Genomic DNA, 2,976 nt, shown 5'->3' with positions numbered 1-2,976 from the left:
CACATGTCACCATGCTTCCACCTCGAACCTATCTACCTCATCGTCTCTGAGGGATCTTACTCTATCGAATAGATGGGAAGTCTCATCTTGAGGGGGGCTTCATGCTTAGATGCTTTCAGCACTTATCCCTTCCACACGTAGCTACCCAGCGATGCTCTTGGCAGAACAACTGGTGCACCAGCGGTGTGTCCATCCCGGTCCTCTCGTACTAAGGACAGCTCCTCTCAAACTTCCAACGCCCACGACGGATAGGGACCGAACTGTCTCACGACGTTCTGAACCCAGCTCGCGTACCGCTTTAATGGGCGAACAGCCCAACCCTTGGGACCGACTACAGCCCCAGGATGCGATGAGCCGACATCGAGGTGCCAAACCTCCCCGTCGATGTGGACTCTTGGGGGAGATAAGCCTGTTATCCCCGGGGTAGCTTTTATCCGTTGAGCGACGGCCCTTCCATACGGTACCGCCGGATCACTAAGCCCGACTTTCGTCCCTGCTCGACTTGTAGGTCTCGCAGTCAAGCTCCCTTCTGCCTTTACACTCTGCGAATGATTTCCAACCATTCTGAGGGAACCTTTGGGCGCCTCCGTTACTCTTTAGGAGGCGACCGCCCCAGTCAAACTGCCCACCTGACACTGTCTCCGAACCGGATAACGGTTCTGGGTTAGAAGGTCAATACAGCCAGGGTGGTATCCCACCGGCGCCTCCGCGTAAGCTAGCGCTCACGCATCTAAGGCTCCCACCTATCCTGTACAAGCTGTACCAACATTCAATATCAGGCTACAGTAAAGCTCCACGGGGTCTTTCCGTCCTGTCGCGGGTAATGCGCATCTTCACGCATAGTATAATTTCACCGGGTCTCTCGTTGAGACAGTGCCCAAGTCGTTGCACCTTTCGTGCGGGTCGGAACTTACCCGACAAGGAATTTCGCTACCTTAGGACCGTTATAGTTACGGCCGCCGTTTACTGGGGCTTCGGTTCAACGCTTCGCTAATGCTAACGCATCCCCTTAACCTTCCAGCACCGGGCAGGTGTCAGCCCCTATACTTCGCCTTACGGCTTCGCAGAGACCTGTGTTTTTGCTAAACAGTCGCTTGGGCCTTTTCACTGCGGCTTACGGAACGTAAGCACCCCTTCTCCCGAAGTTACGGGGTCATTTTGCCGAGTTCCTTAACGAGAGTTCTCCCGATCACCTTAGGATTCTCTCCTCGCCTACCTGTGTCGGTTTGCGGTACGGGCACCCTTTTCCTTGCTAGAGGCTTTTCTTGGCAGTGTGAAGTCCGGAACTTCGGTACTATATTTCCCTCCCGATCACAGCTTGTGATTGCCAGACGGATTTGCCTATCTGACTCACTTACTGCTTCGACGCACACTTCCAGTCGTGCGCATTCCTTATCCTACTGCGTCCCCCCATTGCTCAAACGGAATTGGGTGGTACAGGAATATCAACCTGTTGTCCATCGCCTACGCCTTTCGGCCTCGGCTTAGGCCCCGACTAACCCTGAGCGGACGAGCCTTCCTCAGGAAACCTTAGGCATTCGGTGAAGAAGATTCTCACTTCTTTTTCGCTACTCATACCGGCATTCTCACTTCTAAGCGCTCCACCAGTCCTCACGGTCTGACTTCGCTGCACTTAGAACGCTCTCCTACCATTGTTCGAAGAACAATCCGTAGCTTCGGTGATACGTTTAGCCCCGGTACATTTTCGGCGCAACGTCACTCGACCAGTGAGCTATTACGCACTCTTTAAATGATGGCTGCTTCTAAGCCAACATCCTGGTTGTCTAAGCAACGTCACATCCTTTTCCACTTAACGTATACTTTGGGACCTTAGCTGACGGTCTGGGCTGTTTCCCTTTCGACTATGAACCTTATCACCCATAGTCTGACTCCCAAGGTAATATGATTGGCATTCGGAGTTTGACTGAATTCGGTAACCCGATGAGGGCCCCTAGTCCAATCAGTGCTCTACCTCCAACATACATTCCTTGAGGCTAGCCCTAAAGCTATTTCGGAGAGAACCAGCTATCTCCGTGTTCGATTGGAATTTCACCCCTACCCACACCTCATCCCCGCACTTTTCAACGTACGTGGGTTCGGGCCTCCAGTCAGTGTTACCTGACCTTCACCCTGGACATGGGTAGATCACACGGTTTCGGGTCTACGACCACCTACTATTATCGCCCTATTCAGACTCGCTTTCGCTGCGGCTCCGTGTCTTCCACTTAACCTTGCAGGGGATCGTAACTCGCCGGTCCATTCTACAAAAGGTACGCCGTCACGCAAAAATGCGCTTCGACTACTTGTAGGCACACGGTTTCAGGTTCTCTTTCACTCCCCTCCCGGGGTGCTTTTCACCTTTCCCTCACGGTACTGGTTCACTATCGGTCACTAGGGAGTATTTAGCCTTGGGAGATGGTCCTCCCGGATTCCGACGGAATTTCACGTGTTCCGCCGTACTCAGGATACACTCCGGAGGAAACACATTTTCGACTACAGGGCTCTTACCTTCTGTTGCGGGTCGTTCCAGACCGCTTCGTCTAATGTATTTCTTTCTAACTCCAAAGGAGTGTCCTACAACCCCAAAAAGCAAGCTTTTTGGTTTGGGCTAATTCCGTTTCGCTCGCCGCTACTCAGGAAATCGCGTTTGCTTTCTCTTCCTCCGGGTACTGAGATGTTTCAGTTCCCCGGGTCTGCCTCTTCATATCCTATGGATTCAGATAGAAGTTCTACTCCATGACGAGCAGAGGGTTTCCCCATTCGGAAATTCTCGGATCAATACTTACGTACAGCTCCCCGAGACATATCGGTGTTTGTCCCGTCCTTCATCGGCTCCTAGTGCCAAGGCATCCACCGTGCGCCCTTCTTCACTTAACTATTACAATGCTTTAATGAAAAAGTCGTTGGTTTGTTTGATGTCTTGTCATCAGTCAACTTATGTTGACGTGATTATTCTTATCTAGTTTTCAAGGTACA

The 2,976-nt window shown here is 51.9% G+C and carries 1 rRNA gene; it reads right to left on the bottom strand.

Annotation, left to right across the window (positions count from 1 at the left end):
* Window positions 1–2,877, bottom strand: a 23S ribosomal RNA gene (locus tag SH601_RS17490); the annotation flags it as partial.
* Window positions 2,878–2,976 lie beyond the last annotated feature (99 nt).

It is taken from the genome of Gracilibacillus pellucidus, from assembly GCF_033949965.1.
In the GTDB taxonomy this organism is placed as follows: Bacteria; Bacillota; Bacilli; order Bacillales; family Amphibacillaceae; genus Gracilibacillus; species Gracilibacillus pellucidus.
This window is presented reverse-complemented; position numbering and strand designations above follow the sequence as displayed.